The organism is Actinoplanes sp. M2I2 (genome assembly GCF_023544445.1).
In the GTDB taxonomy this organism is placed as follows: domain Bacteria; phylum Actinomycetota; class Actinomycetes; order Mycobacteriales; family Micromonosporaceae; genus Actinoplanes.
In genome coordinates, this window is record NZ_JALPVJ010000008.1 from 204,103 (window position 1) to 225,681 (window position 21,579).

Below are 21,579 nucleotides of genomic sequence, written 5' to 3' on the forward strand. Positions count from 1 at the left end.
ACCGCAGCGTCAACGCCGCTGCCATCTGCGGATTGACGGCCCGGTGACGGCGCTGGGGTCGGATGGGCGCTGTCACGGAAGGCTTCCGCATGCACGACCTGAGCCCGGAGCCCGCAGGGCGGCCGGACACGCCGGAGAAGAAGCCCGCCGGCGTCGACCTCGGTCCCGCCCGTTCGGTCGACCCGGCGCTGCGCCTGGCCGCCGAGCGGTCCTACGGCGCCGGCCTGGGCGACGTCACCGTGCACACCGGAGCCGACGCCGCCGGATTCGCCCGCCGGCAGGGCGGTGTCGCAGCCACGGTCGGCACGCGGATCGCGTTCGCCGACGGCAGTTACCGGCCCGGAACCCTGCGCGGCGATGCCGTGCTGGCCCACGAGCTGGCCCACGTGGTGCAGCAGCGCGGGACCACCGCGACCGGCGAGGTGGACCTCCCGTCCGGCCCGGCGGCCGAGGAACACGGCGCCGACCGCGCCGCCGCCGGTCTCCTGCTGCGGTCCCGTGGTCACGAGGCGGCGGCCGACGCCCTCGGCGCCGCCGTCCGTCCGCGGACCACCGCCGGGCCGCCCCGGGTGCAGGCCTGCGTCAGCTGCACCGAGCCGGCGCGGATGAGCGACGTCACCGTGGACACCGGCATCACCGCCGAGCAGCAGGAGTTGATGGACAGCCTGGAAGGGCTCGAGACGCCGTACGAGGCCATTCAGGAGTGGCGGAAGGTCCGCGACGCGGCCGGAACGGCTGTCGCGCTCGGCGGCGACCTCGGCGTGGCCGTGCTGGGCAGCTCGGCTCAGGAAACCTTCTACGAGCAGGCCGAGGCCGCGGCCAAGGTCGAGGACACCTCCGTGATGGAGGTGTCGCAGAAGGCGGCCGGCTTCGCCCAGCTCTTCGAGGACCACGCGGTCAACCTGGCGTACTCGATCCTGCAGACCAACGAGGAACTCATCCAGGGCGAGGCCGACCGGTACGCCGGTGATCCGGCCACGGGCGGCACGGCCGATCTGGCCGCCGCGCTGGCCCCGCACCAGGCCGCTCTCCGCCAGGCCGCGGCCGACCAGAAGTACGCCGCCGGCACCACCACGAACTACGGCGGTGGACGCGGTGTCACGATCACCAAGACGCCGCCGGACGCCGCGCAGAAGCTGGCCGGGGCGGCGGCGGTCGAGGACCGGGTGCGCACCGCCCTGGTCGCCCGCTTCCCGGTCCTGGCCGATCCGCAGGTCCGGGCCGGAGACCTGACCACCTCACCGGCCGAGCTGCAGACCGCCCTGCTGCGGGTCACGTCCAACCGTCTCGACGACGTCCGCAAGACCCGTGGAGCGCTCAAGGACGACCACAGCCGGATCTGGGACTTCGACAACGCCGTCGCCGCGGCGCGGCGGTCGCTGCAGATTCCGGACGGCTCCGTCTTCGACCTGATCATCAAGGACCGGATCGCCGAACGGCAGCGGGAGGAGCTTTTCACCAACCTGCTGGTCGGCGCCCTGGCGATCGGCCTGGGTCTGCTCAGCTTCGGCGGCGGGACGGTGGCGGTGCTCGGCGCGGTCGGTGGCGCCGCGCTCAGCACCGGCTCCGCGTACGTGCACGTCCAGAAGTACCTGCGCGAATCGGCCGCGGCCGGCTCCGCCCTCGACCGGGCCAAGGCGTTGTCGTCGCAGGAACCGAGCTGGTTCTGGCTGGCCGTCGACATCGCGGCGGCGATCCTCGACCTCGGCATGGCGGCGAAGGTGTTCGCGGAGCTGAAGTCCGGTGCCACGGCGGTCCAGGTCGGCACGAAGACGGTCGAGACGTTCAAGGCCGAGGCGGTCACCTTCGCGAAGTCGGAGCCGGAGCTGGCCGCCGACGCGGAGAAGATCGGCGCGGTCGCCGAGCACGCGATCGAAAAGCAGCTCAGCCGCCGTGAGGTGATCGCGGCCGCCAAGAAGGCCGAGCCGGGCGCGGTCAAGTCCCTGAGCGCGGTGGTCGCGACCGACGAGGCGACGTCCGGTCTGCTGCGCGTCGAGGCCGCCTCCCGGGCGAAGTTGCTGACCGCCTTCGCCAAGCGGCCGGAGGTGCTGGCCCGGCTGGGCACGCTCCTCGACGAGGCTCCCGAGACCGCCGGGCTCATCAAACTGATGAGCGAGGGCCTGAGCGACCCTCAGTTCACCGCCGTCATCGGGAAGTACATGATCACCCGCAGCGAGGGGGCGCCCAACATCCTGCGCGCGATGGCCCAGGTCGGCCTCGACGCCGACGACATCAAGATCATCGCCGCCGGTCTGGGCAAGTCGCGGTCCACCGTCCAGATCGGCCGGCGTTTCGCGACCGGGGCCATCGACCGCATCGCTCAGCGGCTGCCGGCCGGGGCCGAAGGCATCAAGAAGTACCGCGCGATCGCCGCCGGGCTGCACCCGAACCAGAGCGGCATCATCTTCGAGAAATGGGCCACCAAGAACGTCTACAAGGCGCCGGTCGCAGAACGCTTCGGCGCGGAAAAGGCCGTCCTGGAGAGGCAGTTCGCCGACCGGAAACCGGCCTTCAAGGGCACGAAGGCCGAGATCGAGTCCGACCACACGCTGCACGAGGCGGGCGAGGCCACCCTCGTCGACTGCAAGAGCTCGCAGACCGGGCACGCCTTCAGCGAGGAAGAGCTCGCCCAGCTCCACAATTACGCCGAGCTGATCAGGATCAAGGCCGCGAGCCGCGGCGGTGATACCTTCACGAAGGTGGAGTACCTGTTCGGCACGAGAGCCGGGGCGGAGAAAAACGGCCCAGCCGTGCTCGCGAAGCTGGGCGACAGGGCCGCGGTCTTCTTCCTCGACGACGCCGGGGCCAAGGTGCGATACATCGGCGCCCTCCCATGAGCGAGGACGTGCTCTGGATCCGGATCGTCCGCGACACGGGCGCCGAGCCGTCCGGGCCCGACGAGGCCGTTCTCGCCCGGCTGGCGCGGTCCCCGCTGCCCGGCCCGGTGACCGTCGAGCCGGCCGGTCGCACCCGCAAGGTGAGCGGGTGGTCCGATCCGCGGCTGGCCGCGGCGCTCCGGCTGGGCACGCCCGACACCATCATGACCGGTCCCGGGCTGCGCGCCGACCGGCTGGCCGGTGACGAGCTGATCTGGTCGCTCTACTGGCGGCCCGAGGCCGGCATCCCGGCCGGCGAGATCGCCGATCTCTTCACCGACCTGTGCCGAGCGCTGGACGCCGACTACGGGCGGGCCCATCTGGTCGCCGAGGGCACGAGCCTGCACGACGACCACTATTCCCAGGCCGGGCGGACCTTCCGCGCCGACGGCCTCTACTGGCTGAACTGGTTCGGCCCGGGCGAGCTGGCCCGGCAGGGCGGGATGACGGCGCTGCGCGCCAACCCGTACGCCGAGACCCGGGCGTACGACGACGCGCTCTTCGTCCGGGTGGGCGGCCCCGGCGACGACAAGACGGCCGCCGGCCGGCAGCAACTGCTCGACGCCACCGCCGCCCTGCCGCCGGTCCCGCCACCCGCCGAGCCGTCGCTGGAGCCCGAGCCGGCACGCATCGACGGCGTGAACGGCATCCGCGATCCGGGCGACCTGTCCTTCTGGGTGAACCTGCACGTGCCGGAGGGCAAGCGTCTCCCGGCCGCCCGGGTGGCCGGCATCGCCGCGCTGGCCGGGCGCGGCGATCCGCCCGTCTCCAAGGTGCACGTCCTGTTCAGCACGCCCGAGGCGGCGCGGGCCCATGCCGCCGCCTTCGGCGCTCTCGGCGTACGGGTCTGGTACGTCGACGACGACGGCCGGCCGAGCCCGGCCTGATCACACGACCGTCAGCAGCACCACGACCCCGCACGGCGGCATCGGGGTCCGCACCTCCACCTGAGCCGAGATCTCCATGCCGACGGCGCCCGCGGCCTCCTTGGCGCGGGCCAGGCGGGCGTCCAGCGGGTCGCTGCCGTCACCGAGGTCGAGCGGCGTCAGCGCCCGGACCTGAAGGACCCGGGGATTTTGCCACCACGCCGTGAGCTGATCCCGGTTCTTGAGGACGTCGTCGGCGAAGGTCGCGCTGACGGCGTCCACCGGGACCGGCAGCCCGGCCATGAACTCCTCCAGCGACAGGCCCGGATCCCCGTCCAGGGCCTGCAGCGCGTTCATCAGGGTCGCCGCGTTCGTCCGGCTCAGCCGCAGCAGCCGCACGCAGGTCGTGACCTCCGGCTCCACCGGCCGCAGACCCGCGCTGAGCAGGACGCCGTCGACACCCAGGGCGGTGAGCTCGGGCGGGATGTCCGGCAGGAACCCGGTTTCCGCCCCACCCGTGTCGACCACGCCGGCCAGCGCCGCGCGCAGCGACTCGATCCGGGCGAGCGCCACCGTGGACCCCTCGTTGCCGCCCGCCGCGGCCAGCAGCGCGAGCTTGCCGGGGCGGGCGGCCGACTGCCAGGCCTGGCGCAGGGCGGCGGTGGACGAGGCGATCTGTGCGGTGTTCGCACGGAACTCGAGGTCGATGACCGGGGTGAACACGTGGTCGCCCAACGGCTGCCGGTTCTGCAGCGCAGTGATCAGCTGCTTCAGCTCCTCGGCGCTGTCGACGGTGCGGTGCGACAGCCGGATGGTGCTGGTGCCCGGCTCGGCGACCGCGTCGCCCGGGCAGATGATCTCGCGGCGACGGTGGAACAGGACCCAGTCGCGGGTGGCCTGCACGGCCGAGGTGGCCGTCACCGGCTTGCCGTAGAGCAGGTTCCGGGCGCCGACGGCGAAGGCCGGGTCACGGCCCTGTGCCGCGAGCGACGCCGCGATCACCTCGATGCCGGTGTCCGCCTCGGTGCGGGCCGGCGATCCCGGCGAGGCGGCCCCCGTCGTCATGGTGAACTCCGCGGTCGCGACCGGCGTCAGGCCGGGCAACGGCCCGATCGGGCCGATCGGCCCGATCAACGCGGCGAGACCGGAGGCGCCGGCGCGCTGCAGGAGCCGGGCGAACCGGCCGGTCAGTCCGGAGGTCCAGCCCGCGTTCTCGGCCGGACCGGTGACCAGGTCGAGAGCGTCGCGCCGCAGTCCGATCCGGCCCAGCACGACGCTGATCGTCTCGGGGCCACCGGTGCGGGTGCCTACCAGCGCTACGCCGTTGAGATCCGAGTCGGGGGTCAGCAGGACGACGGCCATCCGCTCGACGCCGTCCGCGTCGGTGGCGAACAGCCACCGCAGCGTCATCGCCTGGATCGGGATGACCTTGGATTGCTGGGCGCCGTCATCGACGGTGAACTTGTCGACGAACCCGTCCAGAACCGTGTTGATCTGCACAGCCGGCTGCGCGGAGGTCCCGGAGACGATGCGTTCGACGACACGCACCTCACCGGTCAGCCGGGAGTCGAGCAGGGAGACGTCGTCGACGGTGGCGACGAGCGAGGTCCGGCAGCGGACGTCGGCGACGTCGCCCACCCGCATGTCCTCGATCCGGGCCGAGGTGACGATCTGCGCCCACACCGTGATCGTGCCGTCGCCGGGTGCGCCCGCCCGGTCGGGGCGGATCAGGCGCTGCAGGGCGGCGTCGACGGCCACCGAGCGCCGCCGCCGCAACTTCTGCCCCCGGAGCAGCCGGACCACCGGTTCGGGGAGGTTGGGGGCGGCGAGCGGGCCGGTGCCGACCGCCGCCCAGGACCATCCGGTGCCGCCGCCGTCACGGGCCATCGTCCTGATCGACGACGCTGAGCCGGTCTCGCCGTCGCGGACCGCGGGCAGCAGCTTCGCCACGCCGACCAGGGCATCGGCGGCCACCGTCGTCTGCTGGAGACGGCCGTCGGGCACCAGGACGTCGACGTGCTCGGTCGCGCCCGGATCGCCCAGGCCGGCGGTGAGGCTGATCCGGTCCCGGTGCCGGGCGGCGTCCAGCAGTTCCGGGACGATGTCCGCCCGGCCGACGCACAGGCGCAGGTCGACGCCCGGCCCGAACTTCGCCCGCAACTGGGCCTCGACGTCACCACCCGGATCGACCGCCAGGTAGCCGGCGGACGGCAGTTCCACCAGGCCCGCGTCGAGCAGGGTGCTGCCGGACACCTTCGACACCGCGGGTAGCTCGAGATCCGCCAGCTGGCACTGGAACTGCGACAGCTGGGCGGCGGCCACACTGCGCGGGCGGCGGGCGGTACGCGCCTCCCAGTACCGGCCCGGAATCGACTCGACGACCTCGCGGCGCGCCGTCCACGCGTCTACCCAGGTGGTGGTGCTTCCGTCGCGGTGCAGGACGGCGATCGGCACCTCCTCGCCGTTGGCGGCCTGCGCGCCCCGGCACCACAGGGGACTCCGCTGCCCCGCGGCCGAGATCAGCGGCCCGGTCGCCTGCCGTTCGGCCGCGAACCACGCGGCCGCCACCCGGGAGCGCAGATGCGCCGCGGCCATCGTGGCGCCGGCCGGCGCCGGCAGCGCCAACGTCACCGGGCGCAGCCGGAACAACACGCCCTCGACCGCCTGGGACCGGTCGGTCTCGGTCGCGCACGCGTCGGCGCACAGCTGCCCGAAGCGCTCTTCTTCACCGCACAACGTCTCGGTGGCCGCCGCGGTCAGCACCCAGAGGGTCGGGTCCGGCAGCACCGGCACGTCGCCGGCCGGCGACGCCGGGGCGCAGGGCGCGAAGTCGTTGTGGCCGGTGGACGGGGGCTCGCCCGGGTCGAGGGTGCCCCGCGCCCGGGCGATCAGCGTCGCGGTGGGCAGGTCGACCGGGCCGGTCAGCAGGACCACCCGCCCGGACGGGGCGAACGCCAGACCGGCGTTGACGTTCAGGGCGTCACCGGAGGCCGGGCCGACCTCGAAGCCGTGCACCACCCCGGGTCCGGCGCCGCGGGCGACGAAACCGGCCAGGGCACGCTCGTACGCCTGATCCGCCCGGAACCCGTCGGCCCGCAGGAACCGGCCGTCGAAGTACCAGGTACGAGCCAGCGGCCCGCCCGGATCCACGACGCTCAGGCCGTCCTGGACGGTGGCGGCCGGGTCCAGGGACACGGAACTCTGCACGGTCATCGGGTCACTCCTCGCGGATCATCAGGGCGGCGTCGCGGCCACCTTCGAGCAGGCTGTCGTCCTCGCCGAGCAACGGCCTCGGCCCGGCCCCGTGTGCGAGCACCCGGACCGGCCGGCTGCGGACCGCGGAGGCGAGGGTGAGCGACACGGTGGTCGGGTCGGCCAGCCGGGCGCGGTTGATCTTCAGCGACTGCCAGCCGCCGGGCCGCAGGGCGGTCGCGGTGAAGGCGTCGGGCTGCACGGTGGCCGGGTTGAGCGGAGCGCTGAAACGCAGGGTCAGGGTGGCGCCCTCCAGCGAGGCGGCCTCGGCCACCGGCCCGGCCCCACCACTGCCGCTCCCGCCCCTGCCGGGCGCGGCCTGCCGGGCCCCGCCGTCGGCAAGGCCGGCCGGCGGCACCAGCAGATCCTGCAGCAACCCGGTGGGGGCCAGCGCCGGGCGGGCCAGGTTGTCCACCGTGGTCGGATCGGCGCCGTCCTGCACGACGCGCCAGCCCTCCCCCTGGGGCGCCAGGTGCACCCGCACGGCGGCCAGCAGGACGCATCCGGGCTCGGGCTCGGGAAAGAGGTCGGCCGGCCCGCGGGCCATGGCGTCGGCTGCGAGCACCCGGGCCAGTCGCTCCCGGGCCAGCGCGAGCCGATCACCCGAATCCGCGGCCGCGATGTCGTCCAGCGCCTGGATGACCAGCGGATCGACCGGATCGGCCAGGCCCATCAACTGCCGGACCCGGTCGTACGGATCGGCCACGGCGGCCGCTGCGGGACGCGGCTGTAGGACCGGCAGCCCCTGCTCGACCGCGCGGGAATAGGCGGTGTCCGAGCCCGACCCCTCGCAGCCGTCGGCGATCGAGGGCACCGGACGGTCCAGGCACTGCCGGGCACACAGCACCAGATCCAGATCGAAGAGCACGCCGCCGGCCCCGTCGTCGGTCACCTCGAGGTCGTCCGGCCGCTTCTGCGCGTACCAGAGCCCGAGGTCGACGCAGAGGATCTCGGCCACGCTCAGCTCCCGGCCGCGACGGTCGATCGCCAGCCCGGCCGCGACCGCCAGCTCGTTGCTGCTCGCCCGGAGCTCCGCCCGCAGGCCCCACACCGTGCCGTGGCCGTGCAGCCAGGCGGTGTGCAGCCACGTCTTGCCGCGGTGGTAGCCCTGGTCGGTGTCGAGATCGGCGACGCCGAGCAGCATCCCGAAGTGGTACCGGTTGGAGACGAACGGGTTGACCGGCAGCGCCACGCCGTCGCAGGCCGGGGCGGTGACGATCAGGTCGGGACTGGCCACGGTGAGCTCCTCGGTGCCTTTCTCGGATGAGCGAAGCGTCGGTGATCGAAAACGTCGGTGATCAAAGCGTCGGTGATCAAAGCTGGTCGGCGGTGCGCCCGGCCGGCCCGTCGCCGCGGGCATACTGCGCGGTGCGATCCGCGGACAGCTCGGCCAGCGCGTGCGCCCGAGCGCCGCGGGCGGCCGCCTCGAACCGGGCCACTACCAGCCGCCGAAGCTGGACGTCGGCCTCGTCGAGGGCGTCGGCCCAGCGGTCCTGCGCGGTGTCGAGACCGGTGGTCAGGGCGTCCCTGGCCGGAGCCGACGCCAACCGGTCGAGGGTGGCCGCGGCTGCCTCGAACCGGGTGAGCGCGTCCCACAGCTCCGGCGGCACCTCGACCTCCCAGGCGTCCAGCGCATCCCGGGCGTCCTGGTCGTACCCGGCCCGCGCGGTGGTCAGCGCGTCCTGGACGGCCGCGTCGTTCAGCGCCTCCTGGGCGGCGATGACGTCGGCGTTCGTCTCCGGATCCGAGTCCGGGTCGTCGAGCCGGGCCGACAGCCGGGCGTCGTCCACCGCCTGCTGCAGAATGGCCACCTCGGCGACGGCGTCGGCCAGGGTCTGCTCGGCGGTGGCCGCGGCCACCGCGTCGGCCCGGTCGGCCGGGTCCAGAGCCTTGGCCTGCTCCGGCGACAGATCCGGGAACGCTGCCACCGCCTGGAGCATCGAGGTGGTGGCGGCAAGCTCGGCGGCGGCCGCGGCGGCGTACCCGGACAGCTCGGCGAGGGCCACCCGGAAGTCCCGCTCGGCGGCGACCGCGGCGCTCGCCGGGCTCACCTCGGCGCCCAGCCGGTCCTCACCGGCGAGCGCGACGCCATGATGCTCCAGGGCGTCGTCGGCCAGCTTCGCCGACTCCGCGTACCGCTGGTGTGCCCGCTCGCGCAGCGCGTCCGGCAGCACCTCGGACAGCCGGTCCCGGGCCGCGGTGAAGGTGGCGCCGGACCGGGCCGCAGTGGCGTCGGCGACCAGCGTCTTCAACGGCGGCTCGGTGAGCGCGTCCCGGGCCGCCGTCACGGCGGCCTGGTCCGCGGTCGCCTGCACCACCCCGGCCCGCGAGGCACCGACCCGGGCGGTGGCGGTGTCCACCAGCGCGTTGAGCACCCGGACCCGGGCGGCCGCGATCTGCTCGCGTTCCCGGCCCTGCCGCAGCAGCACCCGCAGCCGGGCCAGCGCGATCAGCGAGGCACGCAGCAGCGCCTGGTAGGTGGCGGTGTCGGCCGGGCTGTTCACCTGGGCCAGCTTCTGCCGGACACCGGCCTGGACGGCCAGCTCGGCCGCCACCGCGGCGCGGGCGAGCTCGCCGTGCTGGCGGGCGCCGACGCCGGTCGCCCACTGCTCGGGGGTGATCGCCGACGGATCCGCGACCCGGCGGTCCAGCTCCATGCGGGCCGCGATCAGCTCGTCGACGGCGTCGCCCGCGGCCGTCTCGTTGAGGGCCAGCTGACGTTCGGCCCTGGTTTTCAGATCCTGTGCCATCTCAGCTCCTCATCGCTCACACATAGCGGAACCGCATCACCGCGCCGCGCCACCACAGCCAGCCCGGGTCCAGGTCGAGCTGGGCCCGGCGGATGCGCAGGTCCACGTCGTCCAGGGAGAACTCGGCGTCGATCCAGCCGGGGGTCACCTCGATCAGCGCCGGCCGCCGCCACAGCCAGTCGAGGTTGTCGTCGTCGCCGTCGCCGGGGGTCCGAAGCCGGTCGAGCAGCCAGGACCGGATCAGCCGTACGCGCTCGTGGTCGTCCGGGCCGGCCCGGGCGGGGTCCGGCGGTAGGCCGGCCGGGGGGAGGCCCGGCGGTGGGCCGGCCAGGGCGGTCAGCACGGGGTCGTCGGGGCCGACGTCGGTCAGCCCCTGGCAGAGCCGGATGACGGCCCCGGGCAGATCCTCCGGCCGGAGATCCGGGGCGATCAGCCGACCGATCGGGCCGGCCAGGAAGAGCAGGCCGCCGTTGCGGGTGAACAGGCGCTCCGCCGCCTCGGCGCCGGCAAGGGCGGCGCTGTCATCGTCGGCCGGAGCCGTCGAGGTCGTCTCGTTCCTGACCTGCCCTCGGCCGTACTCCGGCGGTGCGAAGGGCCCGGGGAAAGGCTCGGAGTCGCGCTCGGACAAGGGCGCGGACTCGGGCTCGGAGTCGGGCGCGCGCCCGGCAGCCGCCCGCGATGGCGTCGCCGGCCGAGCAGTTGCGGTTGCCGGCGGCGGCGCCGGGCCATCGCCGCACAGCGCCTCCACGACCGCCGCGCAGATCCGCGGATCACGAAGGCGCTCCGGGACACTGCCGGCGATCACCAGCCGGGCCAGCGCCAGGCGGGCGTCCTCGTCCAGCCGGCGAACGCCTTCCCGATGCGGCATCAGACCACGACCGGCCGCGGATCGCAGCGCCGCGGCCACCACGCCCGGCGGGACCGGCGCCACACCGGGCGGGACCGGCGCAGTGCCCGGCCGGACCGGCGTCTCTCCGGCGACCGTCCGCACGGGCTCGCCGGGAGACGCGACGCTCGCCGCCCAGACCCGCGCGACCCGAAGCCACGCCGCAAGTTCCAGCGGAACGACCACCGGCGCCTCGACCGCCGCGAGCACGGCCGGCGCCAGCTCCGGCTGCACGAGCAGCGCGGCCGCGACCGCCCGGCTCCGCCCGGCCCCGGTGGACGGCGCCGGACCGGGCAGCAGCCCGCACTGCCGCCACGCCCACGCCCGGCGTGTGTCCCCCTTCGCCAAGCTGCGCACCAGATCGGCGGCAGCATCCTGCGGCCGCCGATAGACAGCCACGTCACCGTCGGCCATCGCCGCCAGCTGTTCCCGCAGCGCCGGCCGGGCCGCTTCCGTCCACAAGCGGCGAATCTGGCCATCGCCCTCGTCCGGCGACACCCGCATCCGCACGTCGATCCGCAGTCGGCGCACACAGAGGTGCGCGACGTCCGGCGCCAGATCCTCCAGCCCCTTCCCCAGCAGATCCGCCGCGGTCCGGCCGTCGCTCAGGGCGTTCGCCACCCGCCGTGCCGTCGGCCCGCGGTCCGCGTACACCCGCCACCGCAGCGCCGATACCTCCTCCTGCCGCACGGCCGCCCCCCTCAACCGATCCGCGCGCCGGCGCCGAGCCGCGCGCCCTCGACCGCGATCCCGGTGGCCGGCCCGCCCAGCAGCAGGTCCCGGTCGGCGTTGCCGGCGCCGAGAACGGCCGGGCGCAGCCCGCCGGTCGGCCCGATCACGCTCGTCAGATCGAGGTGGAAACCCCGCCCGACCCGGATGCCGGAGTCGACGGTGCAGAGTTCGTACGCGGTGTGCGCGGGCCGCTCGGTGTCCAGGATCTGGCGGACGACGGCGGTCTGCTCGGCGCTGAGCGGCCGTGGGACGACCACGGTGAACCGGTGAGCGCTGGAGTCCAGCCCCGGCCGCGCGACCTCGCCGTCCGGGTACGGCGCGCCGACCCGCAGCCCGGCCCCGAGCACGGACCGCCCGCTGCCGACCGGATCCGCGCCGAGGTCCGGCCCCAGCCCCCGCAGCCGGTAGTGCTCGACCAGCACCGGCGCCGGTGTCCGGGCGCGATCGTCCAGGGCCCGGTCGCCGGCAAGGTAGATCTCCAGGTACCGGCGGATCGCGCCGAGGGTGCCGCGGCGCCGGTACAGACCGTTGACCTCGGCGATGAGCCGCCGCCGGGCCGGCTCGGCCCAGCGGTCGTCCAGCACCAGGCCGAGGAAGGACGCCAGCCACGGCAACGCCTCGACCGGGGTGACGGCCGGGTCGACCAGCAGATCGCGGCGTTCGGAGCGCACCTGCAGGTCCTGCAGCAGCCCGTCGAACAGCCCCAGGAAGCGGTCGAGGAATGCGGCCTGCTCACCGTCGCCGACCACTACGGCCGGCAACCGGCGGGACAGGGTGTGCGCCTGCCGTTCGATCCGCAGCGCGCGCACCGACGGGGTGCGGCGGTGGTCTCCGGTGAGCCTCAGCGCGAGCCAGAGATACCGGCCCGGCGGCGCGGCGACCGGCGCCTCCAGGACTCCGGTGCCGGGCGGCAGCCGCCACCACGGCGCGGGCTCGTCACCGCGGCGGTGGAGCGGGCCGGTCGCGGTCAGGGCGGCCGGCGGCAGCGCCGGACCGGCGGTGGCGGGGTCCGGCCGGCAGTGCGCCGGATCGGGCGGCCGCGGCGCGAGCCCGGTCTCGTACTCGTCGTCCGTGGTGATCGTGGCGACCCGGAGGTCGGTGCCGGCCGGGACGCAGGCATCGACGAAGACGCGACCCCAGCGGTTCCCGGCCACCCCGCTGTCGAAGCGGTAGCTGAGCCAGGTTCCGGCCGGCGCGTAGCGGACCCGGCCGGCCACCGCGAGACGGAATCCGGAGGCGCTCCAGTAACCGATCCGGCCACCGGCCAGGGCGACGAGGCCACGGCCGTCGTATCCGCGGGCGTCCAGCGGCTGGGTCCGCACCCAGCCGGTCGCGGTGACCAGCACCCGGTGCAGCGGCGCCTGCCCGCCGTCGTCGGCCCGGCCCGGGGCGAGCACGACGAGGTCCTCGTCGTCGCTCACGACCAGATCGCGGGCGCCGTCGACGGCGAGCGGCGCTCGTCCGCCCGCGACCAGCCACGCCTGTCCTCCGGCGCCGGCCCAGAGGGTGACCACCTCTCCGGAGACAGTGATCGCCACCCGGCGCGGCGCGGCCCCGGCCGGCAGTGCCGCCGCGCCGTCCGGCGCCGGCAGCTCGGCGAGCTCGCGCCGGGCGCTCACCGACAGCAGGCCGGGCGGGCCGGCCACCACCGCGACCACGTCGCGGTTCCGGGCGGCGAGCCCGATCGGCGTGCGGGCCGGGTGGCCGCTCGAGGCGACCGGGATCCGGCGCAGCAGTCGCCGGCTCCACAGGTCCAGCACGGTGATCTCCCGCCGGCCCCCGTCGGCCAGGAACAACCGGTCGTCGGCGTCGACCGCGATGCCGGCGCCCTCCATGACCGGCACGCCGGGGCGGGGCGAGAACTCGGCGCCGGGGAGCGCCGGCCCGGGGTCCGCGCCGATCACCGTGACCTCGGCCGGCATCCGCGCGTAGTCCAGGCCGTCGCGCACGTCGCCGACGGCCAGGCGGGCGACCGACCGGCGGTCCAGCCGGTACACGCGGCAGAGCCGGTCGACGGCCGATCCGCGCGGGACCGGGCCGCCCGCCTCGGACCAGGGGGCCGGGTCGGCGTCCTGCCAGGTCAAAGTCAGGGCCACGGGGTACGGCGTACCGGGCGGCACCGCCTCGACCGCGGTGTCCTCGTGCCGGCCCCGCACCCACTGATCGCAGGTGAGGACGGCGCTGACCGGGCGCTCGGGCATCAGCACACCTCGCGGGGTGTGCGCACCGGGACCGGCGGGCCGGACGGCGGCGCCGGCGCCTCGACCGTGCCCGGCCCGGGCGGCTCGCCGGCCACCACCGTGACCGCGGCGAGTTCCGGGACCTCCCAGGCCTCGAGCGCGACCCGCACCGGGGTGACCCGCTCCACCCACTCGCCCTCGACCTCCTCCGAGATCCGCAGGCCGGTCAGGAACTCCAGGCCTTCCACCTGCAACGCGGCCGCTTCGAGCTCGGGACCGAAGACCGGTCGCCCGAGCGGCCAGCCACTGCCCTCCGGCCCGTACGGCGGGATCGGTGCGAGGTACTGGCGCAGCACGGTCTCCACCCAGGTCCGCACCGCCTCGGTGCCGTACCCGGGACGCACCGAGATGCCCACCGACACCGCGACCCGCCGGTAGGTGGGCGGGATGACGTAGACCTCGGTGGTGATCAGGCGGCGGGTGTCGAGATAGCGGCAGACCTGCGCGACCACGTCGCGGGTGGGCCGGGGCGCGTCCGGGTGCAGACGGTCCGTGCCGGGCCAGACGACCACGCTCACCGCTCCCGGTGACTCCTGGCCGGGCTGATGCGGGTTGAACAGGCGCAGCGTCTCGGCCCGGACGATGCCCGCCCCCGGGGTGATCCGGGCCAGTTCGCGGAAGTCGGAGACGGTCACCGCCCGGTCCCGGCGGGCCAGCTCGGCCGGGATCTGGTCGACCGCGTCGGTCAGGCTCTGCGCGACCGCGCCGCCGGTGGCCGGCATCGGGTTGGTGACCGTCACCTTGACCACGTCGGTGGCCTTGTTGACGGCACCCGCGCCCACGTTCCCGGCCGCGCCGCCGCCGTAGCGGTAGCCGCGGGCCCGGATCCGCTCGCCGAGCTGCGGCGCCCGGCCATGGTGGACCTCGCCGAACCGGACCTGGCCGGCCTCCCGGTCGACCACGAAGACCCGGTCGTCCGGCCCGGCGGCCCGGAAGTCCTCCACCTGGGTCCACGGCACCCACCGCCCGGCGCCCTGCTCCTCGACGTCGAGGCCGACCTCGCCGAGCACCTGCGCGTGCACCAGCCGCAGGGTCTGCCCGGGTTCCGCGGTGCCGCTGCCGAGGTACTCGGCCCGGGCCGCCCGGCTCTGCTCCGCCCTCGCGGCATTGACGCCGATCCAGTCCAGCGCGCCGATGCCGCCGCCGTCCGGGCGGAACACCCGCAGCCAGGCGACCAGACGCCCGGCCGTCTCGTCGTCCTCGACGAGAGGCGGCTGGTCGCCACCGCCGAGCGCGTCCGGATCGGCCGGGACGTAGTCGCCGATGCGGGCCATCCGGCCCGGATCGGCCGGGAAGCGCAGCCGCACCACGCCGGTGGCGAGCAGGCCGGAGGTGGTGTCGCCGGCGACCGCGAGGTCGATCCAGACCGGGTCGGCGCTCTCCGGGTGGTCGGCGCCGGGAACCGGGTCCACCGTGCACACCTGCCAGCGCATCGGCGGCCCCGGCGGCGCGCTGCCCTCCCCCGGGCAGGGCTCGGCGTCCTCGAGCTCGGCGGGTTCCTGGGACGGGACGACTCCGATGCTGAGCTCGCGCCCGGCGTACGCGGTGAGGTCCATGGTGGTGTCGCCGGCCAGCAGGGCCAGATAGACGCGGCCGTCCACCGACCCGGCCGGGTCGAGACGGTCGCCGCCGGGTCGCATCGGGTCACCGGCCCCGAAAGCCGTGCGGTAGCGCAGGGCGTCGTCCACCGACGAGCCGAGCGCCACGCTGGACCGGGCGAGGTACTCCAAGGTGTCGGCGTCCAGCTGCTCCTCGGTCCGGGCCCGGATGGCGGCCCGTGCGGTGAGCGGCCAGACCCGGACCTCGTCGCGGGTGGTGAACGCGACGTCCCCGGCGGTCAGGCCGCTGCCGATCGGTGCGGGCACGCCGTCCGCCTCGGCGGTGCCGAAGGTGACCAGGGCGCCGGCCGCCGCGGCCGGGCGCAACGGGATCTGCAGCAGGTCGAGGAACGCGAGCCGAGTCGTGTCCGGGATCTGGTTGAACCGGAACAGCAGGTTCTCGCCGAGGAAGGCGAACAGCTCGATCAGGGTGATGCCGGGGTCGCTGGCGTTGTGGTCGGTCCATTCCGGCGTGTAGACCGGGATCCGGGCGATGAGCTCGTCGCGCAACTGGGCGAACGATCGGTCGTCGAGGATCGGGGTACGCAGCGGCATCCCGTCACCCCCTCAGGCTCAGCGCGCGGACGACCGTCCCCGGGGCGGCGTCCCGGCGGTGCTCGTAGCGGATCGTGATGATCGCCAGGGCGGGGTCGTCGCCGGGCGTCACGGTGACCTCCCGCAGGCGGACCCGGGGCTCCCAGGCGTCGATGGCCGCCGCCACCGCGCGCTGGATCGAGGCGCGGACGGCGACCGTGTTCGGCTCCATCAGGAACCGGCGCAGCCCGCAGCCGAAGTCCGGGCGCATCACCCGCTCGCCCGGCTCGGTCAGCAGGATGACCAGGATCGCCTGCTGCACCTTCTCCGGACCGGAGCGGTAGCCGAGCGCGCCCCGGACCGGATCCGGGGCCAGTGGCAGTTTCCAGCCGGTGCCGAGCCGGTCGGCGGCGACGGAGACGACAGTCATGGGTGGATCACCTGGTCCCGGGCCACCGGAACGGTGTAGACCGCCGACGGCTTGAAGATCGGTCCGGCGCCTACCGGCTCGGCGTACCCCTGCTCGGCGAGCAGCTCGAGGATCGGGTCGTTGGTGTAGAGCGTGGTCAGGATGGTCCCGAGGTCCATGCCGTCGGGCAGCCCGCCGGGCGGGGCCGGCGGTACGACCAGGGTGCCGTTCAGACCGGCCCGGAGGAAATCGGTGATCTTCTTCTGGTCGAGGCCGGGGAGGATGTCGATGTCGATGCCGGCCGAGGCGGAGATGCCACCCTCGACGACGTCGAGCTCGGCCGAGAGCTTGCCCTCCAGCTCGATGCTCGGCGGCAGGCAGAACTTCAGCTTGAGCATCCACCACAGGCCGAACGCGAGCAGCAGGATCGGCAGGAACAGGTTGAACAGGAAGAACGCCACGATGGTGAAGAGCGAGATGGAGAAGTAGCAGATCTGCTCGTTCGGATTGACGGTGCCGCTGCCCTCCTCGGGCAGATCGGAGCTTTGTGGCACCGACAGGGCCGATCCCGGCGGGGACGAGACCCGGACCGACGGGGTCGCCGTCGAGCCCTCCAGCTCCCGGAGGTCCGGCAGGGTGATCTCGATCGGGCGCTGGGCGCAGCCGGCCGGGTCGTGGAAGGACGCGAGGCCGTACGACTCGGAGGGCTCGGACCAGACCAGCGGGCCCGGGCATCCGCCGCACTCCTCGCGGGTCCAGGCGCGGATCTCGTACTCGTAGCCGGGGGCGAACCGGGCCGCGCCGTCGGCCGCGACCTCGTCGCCGGCCGTCGGCACCAGTCCCCAGTAGAGGGTGCCGAGCGCGGCCGCATGCTCGCTGTCGCCGGGCGGCGCCGACAGCAGCCGCAGCGGATAGCTCCGTTCCACCAGCTCCTCCGGTGTCTCCTCGATCGGCACCCAGGCCCCGAAGCGGCCCTCGCCGCTCGGGATCCACCCCTCGGTACGCCGTTCCACGCCCGCCTGCCCGGCCCAGACCCGCAGCCGGCGGCGGGCGGTCTCGACCCGCCGCAGCACCTCGAGGCGGCGGGTCGCGGCCATCGCGGCGTCGCCGGCCCGGACCCCGGCCGGCCGGAACGTGTGCATCCGCCGGCGTTGTTCCCGGGCCACGTCGTACGTCTGCTGGGTCTGTGCCACCGCGCGCGCCTCGGCCAGCTCGCGCAGCAGCTTCGCGGCGGTCGCCTTCTCCCCCTCGGGCAGGGTGACCCGGTGCCGGCGGATCACGAATCCGGTCGCGTGCACCGCGGCCGGGTCCACCCGGGGAAAGCCCGGCACATCGCAGTTGAGTCCCACCGCGACCAGGTAGAAGCGCTGATGCGCCGGCTGGAACAGCTTGCGGGTGGGCCCGGGCACCGAGCTCCGGGTGGACAGGAAGCGCTTGCGGAGGTCTCCCGGAAGCGGTGTGCTGGTCAGCGATTCGAGCTGCTGCACCCGGTCGGTGTCGTCGTCGAAGGCCAGCGACACCTGCGGATCGGCCAGGAAGCGGCCGACGAAGTCGGTGTCACCGTACTTGTGCAGGGCGGGCCGGAGGCCGCGACCGGACGGGCCCGATCCGGTCTCACCCACCCGGGCCCACCGGTACCAGGGCGCGACCAGCCGCCAGTTGTGCGAGTGCGAGCAGCACGCCGCCGGGCTCACCAGACGTTCCCCGCGCCGGGCGTGTAGGCGGGCGAGACCACGCCGCCACCGGTGGCGATCAGGGTCTGGCACGTCACCACGCCGTTGAACTGGCTCGTCGCGGCGTTCACCGTCACCGAGGCGGCGGTGATCTCGACCGTGGCGGCGGCCTCGATGGTCACCCCGCCCGTCGCGGTCAGCGTCACCGTGGCGCCACTGGCCGAGTGGACGGTCACGGTTCGCGCCGCGTCGTCCAGCACGAGACTGTGCACCGCCTGGCCGGGCGGACCCGCCGCGGAGAGCCGGACGGCGGCCGCGCCCGGTGTGTCGTCGAACTCCAGCCGGCTGCCTGAGCGGCTCTGCACGATCCGCAGGTCGTTCGCGTCGGTGGGCTTCTCCGGCATGCCGGCCTTGCCGTTCCAGACACCCCCGAGCAGGTACGGAAAGTCCGCGCGCCCGGCCAGGAAGCCGACCACCACGGTCGAGCCGATCTCCGGGAGCAACTGCACGCCCTGGCCGGAGTCCGCGTACGGGCTGACCGGGACGGCCCACGCCAGTGGCGGCCCGCTGTCGTCGTCGAGGAGCAGCCAGTCGAGGGCGACCTGGACCCGCTGGAGACCGAGCGGGTCTCCTTCCAGCGCGGTGACCGTCGCCGGATAGAGGCCGGGCAGCAGCGGTCCGTCCGGCCGGACACCGCTGTGCTCACCGGGCAGCGTCATGGCCGTTCTCCTTCGGGGATCCGGGTGCTCATGCCGACACCGACGGCCGCTCGGCCCGGAAGCGGGTGCGGTAGCCGATCGTCAGGTCGTAGCTGTGGTGGGCGTGCACGACCCGGTATCCGGCGCCCTCGAAGGGGCGGCCCGCCCGGCGCAGGTCCAGCTTCGCGCCCGGAATGAGGTCGGGGGTGCCGGAGGTGACGCCGTCCACCGTCACGAACCCGCGGGCCCGGCGCAGCATCTCGGCGTTCGCGTACGCCTCGGCGGTGGCCCGGTCCAGCACGTCGCGCCGGGAACGGCGGATCCCGCTGCCCGGGAAGAGCTGGGCGGCCACCTGCACGCCGGTGCGGCCGGAGCCGACCTCGGCCGCCACCACCGCGTCGCCGGCGACGTGGCTGACCGCCTCGACCGAGCGGTGGTCCCAGCCCCGCAGCTCGACCGTGGCCCGCTGGTGCGCGACGTCGGCCCGGGCGGTCAGCCCGATCAGCTCGCCGCCCTGCACCAGCCGGATCTCCGGTCCGGGCCGACGCTCGCGGCCGGCCAGGTGCACCACGTCGTCCGCGTCCACCCAGAGCTCCGCGTCCAGCCGCTGGGCCCGGTCGCGCAGGAAGGCCAGATCGGACTGCTCCCACTGCTGGATGACCGGGTAGGACGGCCCGTCCACGTCGGTCTGCGCGCCGAGACCGTGCTCACCGGCGATCGCGGTGACCACGTCGGCGTCGCTGTGATCGGTCCAGGTCGCCGTCCGGGTGGTCATCCGCAGGCGCATCAGCGCGTCCTCGGCGAACACCGACACGTACGGCACCTGGCCCTCCTCGAAGCACACCTCGAGCGCGGAGACGACCCCGGTGAAGATCTTGCGTTCGCCGTCCGGCGGCCCGATCGTCACCCCGATCCCGGTGCCCAGGTCCAGGATCCTTCCGTCGAGGTACGACAGGTACCGGTCGGATCCGTCGGTGTCCGCGGCGACGGCGCCGAAGTGCGCCACCATCGTGCGCAGGCCCAGGACACCCTCGGCGATGTCGAGCCGCAGCAGGTCGCGGCCGAGCCGTCCCTCGGCGCGGCCGGCGACGCTGAACACCGGGGCCGGCGAGGAGTACAGGTTGGCCAGGTCAGTCATCGCCGGTCGCCGTCCGCAGGCGGTCCCGGGCGATGCGCTCCAGCATGGCCTCCGTCCGCGCCCGCTCGTGCCAGACGCTCGGCGCCGGCTCGGGGGACGGGTACGGTTCCGCGGTGGTCGCGGTGACCTCGGAGGTCACCTCGCCGATGTGCACGCTCATCGGCACCCACCCCCGCAGCCACAGCCACGGCCGGCGACGGCCGGATACGCCGGGGCCGGAAGGTGCAACGGCGCGATCAGCACCCACCCGGCGCCGCCGGGCAGGCCGGAGCCGGGCGTCACCCGGTCCCGCAGCGGCACCCCGCGGCCGTATCCGGTGGCCCGTGGATCGGAGCGCGGGGGCAGGGGCCGCGGCGCCCCGGCCGGACCGGCCTGCTGGAGCAGGATCGGGGCGGTGGGCACGCCGAAGCCGGCCCGGCCGGCGTTCGCGCCCACGGCGGCCTCGGCGATCGCGGTCTGTTCGATGGCGGCGCTCAGGCCACCGGCGGCCGCCAGCGCGAAGCCGGCCGGCCGGGTCGCCGTGGTGGTCGCCGTGGTGGTCGCCGTCGTGGCCGTCCCCGCCACCGCGCCCGCCGCCCCCGCCGGCTCGGCCAGGCCGAGCCGTGCGCCCAGCGACACGTCGAGACCGGCCTCGAACCCCGCCGACACGCCGATGCCGGCGCCGATGCTCGCCGAGAGCGACGCCGAGAAGTCGATCGACGTGCCGGCCGCCAGGGCCAGGGCGTCGCCGACCAGACCGGCGACCGCTCGCCACGCCTCCGGCGGCTGGTCGTTGCGGGCCAGGAAGTCGGCGGCGCTCTCGCCGTCCAGGGCCTCCGCCGTACGCGCGTCAGGCCCGTCGGGCGGTGGGCCGGCCGAGGTGCCCGGCCCGTTGGCGCCGCCCGCGGGCGACTCGCCGGCCGGTGCGGCCCCGGTGTCCGGGTTGGCGCCCGCCCCGCTCTCCAGCGCGGCGAACCGGGGATCCTGCTCCTTGATGTCGATCGTCGCCTTGGCGTGCAGCGGCACGCCCTCGGCCGAGAAGAAGTCGAGCTCCTCCACCAGTCCGGTCATCACGCCGGGCACGGCGATCGAGCCCCAGCGGAACTGCACCCGCGGCGGCGCCTGCTTCGAGCCCTCCCCGCCGGGCAGCACGAACTGGGCGATCCGCGCGGTGTGGGTGCGTACGTCGACCGGATTCTCCGTGGTGCCCTCGTCGGCGGTGTCGAACTCCAGCTCGACGTGCAACGACGTGCTGGAGCCGCCGTTGTACTGCTGCGCCGGCCGCCCGCGGGCGACACCGCCGTCCACGTTGTTCGCCATGGTCAGCCGCAACGTGGCCGGGTTGAACTGCACCGGGATGGTGTCGGTGACCTTGCCCTTGGTGCTGAGCACCTCCAGGACCGCGCCCTTCGCGCCGACGTTCTCGGCCGGGGCGGTCACGGGGCGGTGCCTTCCAGCAGCAGGCCCTCGTGCGCGAGATGCAGCTCCTCGATCGCGACCTCACCGGTCCGGGCGTTCAGCTGCGGTCCGACCAACTTGACCGGGACGGCCCGGACGAACTGCCACACGGCCATCGGCCGCCGGAGCTGATCCTGCACGGTGACGCTGCCGTCGTAGCGCCGCACCGGGCGCACGCCGCTCACCACGTCCTGGAACCATTGCCACAGCTCGGGCTCGGCGTTGCCACCGGCCGGCCCGAACATGCCCCGCTTGCACACCAGCCGGGAGTACTTGGCCCGGCCGATCCGCCGGACCGTGCCGGCGTTGCGGCCGCCGACGTCGAGATCCTTGACGTCCATCTCGACCTCGAGGCCGCTGATCTCCTGAAAGCCGCCGTCACCCAGGCTCTGCGGGCCGTCGCCGCTGACCCGCGTGAACTCCAGCTCGAACCGGAACGTGGTGAGCAGCAGGTCGGTCATGGCGGCCAGCGTTCCCGGCCGTCGTCACA

15 protein-coding genes are annotated in these 21,579 nt (G+C 74.7%); 2 read left to right on the plus strand and 13 right to left on the minus strand.

The window, feature by feature from the left end; translation table 11 throughout:
* Positions 1 to 89 precede the first annotated feature (89 nt).
* Both HJC40_RS17975 and HJC40_RS17980 read left to right on the plus strand, forming a co-directional pair.
* A complete protein-coding gene (locus HJC40_RS17975) occupies positions 90 to 2,837 on the plus strand; it encodes a DUF4157 domain-containing protein (protein ID WP_250002258.1) in 2,748 nt (915 codons plus the stop codon).
* Positions 2,834 to 3,763 (plus strand): hypothetical protein, encoded by a 930-nt coding sequence (locus tag HJC40_RS17980; protein ID WP_250002259.1) that lies wholly within the window; start codon positions 2,834 to 2,836, stop codon positions 3,761 to 3,763. The genes HJC40_RS17975 and HJC40_RS17980 overlap by 4 nt, the downstream gene beginning before the upstream one ends.
* Here the strand turns inward: HJC40_RS17980 and HJC40_RS17985 are convergent, their stop codons facing one another.
* From HJC40_RS17985 to HJC40_RS18045, 13 genes are all read right to left on the minus strand, one after another.
* Complete coding sequence (locus HJC40_RS17985) at positions 3,764 to 6,955, minus strand: hypothetical protein (protein WP_250002260.1); 3,192 nt, start codon at positions 6,953 to 6,955, stop codon at positions 3,764 to 3,766.
* Between the two features lie 4 nt (positions 6,956 to 6,959).
* Positions 6,960 to 8,231 (minus strand): hypothetical protein, encoded by a 1,272-nt coding sequence (locus tag HJC40_RS17990; protein WP_250002261.1) that lies wholly within the window; start codon positions 8,229 to 8,231, stop codon positions 6,960 to 6,962.
* Between the two features lie 76 nt (positions 8,232 to 8,307).
* Positions 8,308 to 9,744 carry a hypothetical protein gene (locus HJC40_RS17995; RefSeq protein ID WP_250002262.1) on the minus strand — a complete coding sequence of 479 codons (1,437 nt, stop codon included), beginning with the start codon at positions 9,742 to 9,744 and terminating at the stop codon, positions 8,308 to 8,310.
* Between the two features lie 16 nt (positions 9,745 to 9,760).
* Entirely contained in the window at positions 9,761 to 11,320 is a 1,560-nt protein-coding gene (locus HJC40_RS18000; protein ID WP_250002263.1) for a hypothetical protein, read from the minus strand.
* A gap of 11 nt (positions 11,321 to 11,331) precedes the next feature.
* Positions 11,332 to 13,563 (minus strand): phage tail protein, encoded by a 2,232-nt coding sequence (locus HJC40_RS18005; RefSeq protein WP_250002264.1) that lies wholly within the window; start codon positions 13,561 to 13,563, stop codon positions 11,332 to 11,334.
* Positions 13,563 to 15,755: a putative baseplate assembly protein gene (locus HJC40_RS18010; RefSeq protein ID WP_250002265.1), complete on the minus strand. Its 2,193-nt coding sequence runs from the start codon at positions 15,753 to 15,755 to the stop codon at positions 13,563 to 13,565. The genes HJC40_RS18005 and HJC40_RS18010 overlap by 1 nt, the downstream gene beginning before the upstream one ends.
* 4 nt (positions 15,756 to 15,759) lie before the next feature.
* Positions 15,760 to 16,164 (minus strand): GPW/gp25 family protein, encoded by a 405-nt coding sequence (locus HJC40_RS18015; protein ID WP_250002266.1) that lies wholly within the window; start codon positions 16,162 to 16,164, stop codon positions 15,760 to 15,762.
* Complete coding sequence (locus tag HJC40_RS18020; RefSeq protein WP_250002267.1) at positions 16,161 to 17,837, minus strand: hypothetical protein; 1,677 nt, start codon at positions 17,835 to 17,837, stop codon at positions 16,161 to 16,163. The genes HJC40_RS18015 and HJC40_RS18020 overlap by 4 nt, the downstream gene beginning before the upstream one ends.
* Positions 17,834 to 18,535 carry a phage baseplate assembly protein V gene (locus HJC40_RS18025; protein WP_250002268.1) on the minus strand — a complete coding sequence of 234 codons (702 nt, stop codon included), beginning with the start codon at positions 18,533 to 18,535 and terminating at the stop codon, positions 17,834 to 17,836. The genes HJC40_RS18020 and HJC40_RS18025 overlap by 4 nt, the downstream gene beginning before the upstream one ends.
* 28 nt (positions 18,536 to 18,563) lie before the next feature.
* Entirely contained in the window at positions 18,564 to 19,652 is a 1,089-nt protein-coding gene (locus HJC40_RS18030; protein WP_250002269.1) for a phage late control D family protein, read from the minus strand.
* The gene (locus HJC40_RS18035; RefSeq protein WP_250002270.1) at positions 19,645 to 19,812 is read right to left on the minus strand and encodes a hypothetical protein; all 168 of its coding nucleotides are present in this window, start codon (positions 19,810 to 19,812) and stop codon (positions 19,645 to 19,647) included. Before HJC40_RS18035 ends, HJC40_RS18030 begins: the two co-directional genes overlap by 8 nt.
* Positions 19,809 to 21,071, minus strand: coding sequence for a hypothetical protein (locus HJC40_RS18040; RefSeq protein ID WP_250002271.1), 1,263 nt, complete (start codon positions 21,069 to 21,071; stop codon positions 19,809 to 19,811). The genes HJC40_RS18035 and HJC40_RS18040 overlap by 4 nt, the downstream gene beginning before the upstream one ends.
* Positions 21,068 to 21,550 (minus strand): phage tail protein, encoded by a 483-nt coding sequence (locus HJC40_RS18045; RefSeq protein WP_250002272.1) that lies wholly within the window; start codon positions 21,548 to 21,550, stop codon positions 21,068 to 21,070. Before HJC40_RS18045 ends, HJC40_RS18040 begins: the two co-directional genes overlap by 4 nt.
* Positions 21,551 to 21,579: the final 29 nt, after the last annotated feature.

Coding starts and splice junctions, on each gene's coding strand:
- HJC40_RS17975 (WP_250002258.1), top strand. CDS start 90: ATGCACGACCTGAGCCCGGAGCCCGCAGGGCGGCCGGACACGCCGGAG.
- HJC40_RS17980 (WP_250002259.1), top strand. CDS start 2,834: ATGAGCGAGGACGTGCTCTGGATCCGGATCGTCCGCGACACGGGCGCC.
- HJC40_RS17985 (WP_250002260.1), bottom strand. CDS start 6,955: ATGACCGTGCAGAGTTCCGTGTCCCTGGACCCGGCCGCCACCGTCCAG.
- HJC40_RS17995 (WP_250002262.1), bottom strand. CDS start 9,744: ATGGCACAGGATCTGAAAACCAGGGCCGAACGTCAGCTGGCCCTCAAC.
- HJC40_RS18005 (WP_250002264.1), bottom strand. CDS start 13,563: ATGCCCGAGCGCCCGGTCAGCGCCGTCCTCACCTGCGATCAGTGGGTG.
- HJC40_RS18010 (WP_250002265.1), bottom strand. CDS start 15,755: ATGCCGCTGCGTACCCCGATCCTCGACGACCGATCGTTCGCCCAGTTG.
- HJC40_RS18015 (WP_250002266.1), bottom strand. CDS start 16,164: ATGACTGTCGTCTCCGTCGCCGCCGACCGGCTCGGCACCGGCTGGAAA.
- HJC40_RS18025 (WP_250002268.1), bottom strand. CDS start 18,535: ATGACGCTGCCCGGTGAGCACAGCGGTGTCCGGCCGGACGGACCGCTG.
- HJC40_RS18030 (WP_250002269.1), bottom strand. CDS start 19,652: ATGACTGACCTGGCCAACCTGTACTCCTCGCCGGCCCCGGTGTTCAGC.
- HJC40_RS18035 (WP_250002270.1), bottom strand. CDS start 19,812: ATGAGCGTGCACATCGGCGAGGTGACCTCCGAGGTCACCGCGACCACC.
- HJC40_RS18045 (WP_250002272.1), bottom strand. CDS start 21,550: ATGACCGACCTGCTGCTCACCACGTTCCGGTTCGAGCTGGAGTTCACG.